Annotated in this window: 3 protein-coding genes and 1 pseudogene; all 4 read left to right on the top strand. The window is 66.8% G+C overall.

Annotation, left to right across the window (positions count from 1 at the left end; genetic code table 11):
• Nucleotides 1-226, top strand: a pseudogene (locus tag EOA27_RS24940) (hydroxyacid dehydrogenase); the annotation flags it as partial.
• 239 nt (nucleotides 227-465) lie between these two features.
• Nucleotides 466-1,680 carry an ROK family transcriptional regulator gene (locus EOA27_RS24935; protein WP_126081863.1) on the top strand — a complete coding sequence of 405 codons (1,215 nt, stop codon included), beginning with the start codon at nucleotides 466-468 and terminating at the stop codon, nucleotides 1,678-1,680.
• The gene (locus tag EOA27_RS24930; protein WP_126081862.1) at nucleotides 1,677-2,930 is read left to right on the top strand and encodes a M20 family metallopeptidase; all 1,254 of its coding nucleotides are present in this window, start codon (nucleotides 1,677-1,679) and stop codon (nucleotides 2,928-2,930) included. Before EOA27_RS24935 ends, EOA27_RS24930 begins: the two co-directional genes overlap by 4 nt.
• 33 nt (nucleotides 2,931-2,963) lie before the next feature.
• Nucleotides 2,964-4,022: a substrate-binding domain-containing protein gene (locus EOA27_RS24925; RefSeq protein ID WP_126081861.1), complete on the top strand. Its 1,059-nt coding sequence runs from the start codon at nucleotides 2,964-2,966 to the stop codon at nucleotides 4,020-4,022.
• The last annotated feature ends 228 nt before the right edge of the window (nucleotides 4,023-4,250 follow it).

Here is a 4,250-nt window from a genome sequence, read left to right as displayed (position 1 = left end):
GTTCCCGGAAGAGCCGCTGCCCAAGGACCATCCCGTCCGAGCCGTCCCCGGCTTCCTGCGCTCCGCGCACCGCGCCGGCGCGCTGGACGTCGCCTTCAAGCGCATGGGCGACATGGTGCTGGAAGATATGGACCTCGTCGATCACGGCTTGCCGCCGCTGCGCTCCAAGCGGGCGGAGCGTGAGACGGTGTCGAGGATGCGCTCCAAGCCGGTCGACAGGAACTGAGGCTGGCTCGACTCGCTGACCACCCAGCACGCGCGTGTTCGGGACCGGCTTGATCGCTCGCTTCCGCCGGCCGAACTATGAGCAATCCTGATTTCGCCGGCGTTGCCCGGTCGGTGCAGCAGCTGGCGCCCCAGTAACTCACCCCTTCCGATTGCCGTCTCCGACAATGCGACGTGATCGTTGACAACACGTCGTTTCACCAATAAGTTCGGTGACAGAACGAATTAATCGAGGCGCATGTGAGCGACCTGCCGCGTATCTCCCGCCAGTTCTCCCAGCGCTCCGTCATGGAGGCGATCGTCCAGGGCGGACCGATCTCGCGGGCCTCGATCTCGAAGCTCACCGGCCTGTCGAAGCAGACGATCTCGGAGATCGTGCGCGGGCTCGAGCAGGAAGGCTGGGTGCAGGAGACCGGCCGCACCAGCGGCCATGTCGGCCGCACCGCCGTCACCTATGAGCTCGTCCACGACGCCGCCTACATCGTCGCCGTCGACCTGGGCGGCACCAAGGTGCGCGTGGCGCTGACCGATCTCGCCTGCCAGATCTTCGCCGAGGCGGCGACGCCGACCGATCCGCGCGGCGGCCAGTTCGTCATCGACCAGATCGCGGCGCTTGCCTTCCAGGCTGCTGCCCGGGAGCGCATCCCGCGCAAGAAGATCCGCCTTGCCGTCATCGGCGCGCCGGGCGCGCCCGACCCCGCGACGGGCCGCATCCTGCTCGCGCCCAACATTGCCGGCTTCGACGCCACGAATGTCCTCGACGCCTTCGAAAAGGCGCTCGGTGTCGCGGTGATGATCGAGAACGACGTCAATCTCGCCGTGCTCGGCGAGAATTGGCTTGGCCAAGGCCAGGGCATCGACAATCTTGCCTATATCGCGCTGGGCACCGGCGTCGGCAGCGGCCTGATGCTGGGCGGGCATCTGGTGCGCGGCGCCACCCATGCGGCGGGCGAGATCGGATTCATGCCGATCGGCGCCGATCCGTTCGCGGCTGAATCGCTGCGCACCGGCGCTTTCGAGCGAGCGGTGGCGACGCACGCGATGACCGAACGCTACAGGTCCCTGACCGGCGCCCAGGTCGCGGTTCCGGCGATCTTCGAGAATGCGGCGACGGGCGACAAGGCGGCGCTTACCGTGCTCGACGAAACGGCGCGTTACCTGGCGCAAGGCATTGCGGCGATCGCCGCCGTCGCCAATCCCGAGAAGGTCATACTGGGAGGTTCGATCGGCCTCAGGCCGGAGATCCTCTCGCGCGTCAAGGACTTGATGCCGCTGTGCTTCCCCTACCCCGTCACCGTCGAGGCCGGCGAGCTGGGCGCGCGCGCCGCGCTGATCGGCGCGGCCGCCATCGGTCTCGGCCAGTTGCACAATACGCTGTTCGGCGTCGACGCGCCGGACGGCCGGATCTCTCTCCCCACCGCCCAGGCGGCTGCCTTGAAGGAGGTCGTGCTTTGACCGCAGATATCCTGACCAGGCTGCGTGCCGCTCTCGATCCCGACCAGGCGCTGGCGCTGTTCAGGAGCGCGATCGGCCGCGAAAGCATCACCGGCAACGAAGCGAATTTCGTCGGCTTCCTTGAGGCGAAAATGCGCGAGCTTGGGCTGAACGGCCTGAGCCGGGCGGATTTCCTGCCCGGCAGGCCGAACATCTGGGGCGAACGCAAGGGTGCCGGCGATGGCAAGCGCCTGCTCTTCATCGGCCACACCGACACCGTTCATGTCGACGGCTGGCGGGAGCATTGGGCCGGCACCGAGCGCGAGGACCCGTTCGGCGCGCCCATCATTGACGGGGCGGTCTGGGGCCGCGGCTCCGGCGATCTGAAGGCCGGCATCACCGCTTCGCTGGCGGCGCTCTCGTTGCTCGACAAGGCCGGCATCCGCCTCAAGGGTGATGTGGCCTTCGCTTTCGTCGGCGACGAGGAGAGCGGCCAGCCCGGCACCGGCGTCTCCGCCGGCATCAAGCATTTCGTCGGCCGCATCGAGGCCCGCGAGGTCGCGGCGCCCGACTTCACCGTCTATGTCGAGCCGACGCGGCTTGCCGTCAACGCCGCGCAGATTGGCTTCTTCATCACCGACATCACGATCACCGGCAAGTCGGCCTATTTCGGCGTGCCGGAGCTCGGCAAGGATGCGTTGCGCGCCGCTCATGCCGCCATGACGGCGCTGTGGAGACACTCGGACGAGGTAGCGGCCCGGGCCGAGCACAAGCTCACCGGGCGCGGCTTCTTGCTGATCACCGGCCTCACCGGCGGCGGCTATATCGCCGTGCCTGAGCGATGCACACTGTCGCTGATCCGCAAGCTCCTGCCGGGCGAATCCCTCGACACGGCCGCCGCCGAGATCGAGGCCGCCGTGCGCGGCGCCATCACCGATCCCGAGATCACCGTGGAGTTCGCCTATCCGGCCGGACGCGATCACAGGCTGGGCGGCACCTCCGCCGAGATCGACGAGACGCGCGCCGAAGTCGCCATGCTGTCGCAATCGATGGCAGGCGCCATGGGCGGCCGCGGCGTGATCGAGGGTGCGCCCTTCTGGTCGGAATCGTCGTTCTTCGTCAACCGGTTGGGCATCCCCGCCGTCTATTGCGCGCCGGGCGACATCCGCAACTGCCACACCTTCGAGGAGCACGTCGACGTCGAGGAATACCTCGCCGGCATCGTCGGCTTCGCAGCCTTCATGGCCCGCTATTGCGGCGTGGCCGATTGAACGACCAACGAAGCAGAATGGGAGACTAAAAACATGCTGATGAAGAAATGGATTGCCGCATTGGCCGGCGGATTGATGCTCGCCAGCGCCGCCGCTCACGCGCAGACGGTCGGTCCGCAGGGCGAGACCGCCACGCCGAGCTCCAGCCTGACGCTGAGCGATGCCGACATCGCGGCGCTGAAGGACAAGGGCTACAAGGCTGCCCTTCTGTGGCACACCTCTTCCGACTTCACCAATGCTGTGACAGCCGGCGCCACCGACGAGTTCGCCCGCGCCGGCATCTCGATCGCGGTCAAGACCGACGCGCAGTTCGACGCCGCCCGCCAGCGCAGCGACATCGAGACCGCTTTAGCCGCCAAGCCGAACGTTATCCTGGCATTGCCGCTCGACCCGGTCACCTCCGCCGAAGCATTCCGCCAGGCGGTCAAGGACGGCGTCAAGCTGGTGTTCCTGTCGAACCTGCCCAAGGACTACAAGCAAGGCACGGACTATGCCTCGATCGTCACCGACGATCTCTACCAGATGGGCAAGCAGGCGGCCGACGCCATGGCCAAGGCCATCGGTGGCAAGGGCAAGGTCGGCTATATCTTCCACGATGCCAACTATTACGTCACCAACCAGCGCGACCAGTCCTTCAAGAAAACCATCGAGAAGGACTATCCCGACATCAAGATCGTCGCCGAACAGGGCATCTCAGACCCGGCCCGGGCCGAGGAACTGGCCAATGCCATGCTGCTGCAGCATCCCGATCTCGACGGCATCTATGTGACCTGGGCCGAGCCTGCCGACGGCGTGCTTTCGGCGCTGCGCGGCGCCGGCAACACCCACACCAAGATCGTCACGCTGGATCTTGCCGAGCCGGTCGCGCTCGACATGGTCAAGGGCGGCAATGTTGCCGCGCTTGTCGCCGACAAGGCCTATGAGCTCGGCCGCGCCATGGCCGCCTCCGGCATGAAGTCGCTGCTTGCCCAGCAGACACCCGCCTTCGTCGTCGCGCCGGCGCTGACCGTGACCAAGGAGAACGTCTCCCAAGGCTGGAAGGACTCGCTCAACCGCGACGCGCCGCAGTCGGTGCTCGACGCGGCGAAGTGAGCCGACGCTCCGGCTCGGCCTGCCGGGCCGGAGCTGTCTTCCTGAACAAGAAGGGGAACGGATATGCGCAAAGCATTTGGTATCATGACTGTATTGGCGAGCCTGTTCGCCGCCCACGCCTTCGCCGCCGAAGGCGTCACCACCGGGCCGAACGGCGAGAAGCCGGTTCCGGCGGCCTCGCTGACGCTGACGGCGGCGCAGGAGCAGCAGATCAAGGACGGCAAGTTT

The organism is Mesorhizobium sp. M2A.F.Ca.ET.037.01.1.1 (genome assembly GCF_003998075.1).
Classification (GTDB): domain Bacteria; phylum Pseudomonadota; class Alphaproteobacteria; order Rhizobiales; family Rhizobiaceae; genus Mesorhizobium.
Note: the sequence above shows the minus strand (reverse complement) of the source record. Positions and strands in the feature narration are given on the sequence as shown.

What these genes read in the sequence shown, in the direction of transcription:
- EOA27_RS24925 (WP_126081861.1), top strand. Translation starts at nt 2,964, where the DNA reads ATGCTGATGAAGAAATGGATTGCCGCATTGGCCGGCGGATTGATGCTC.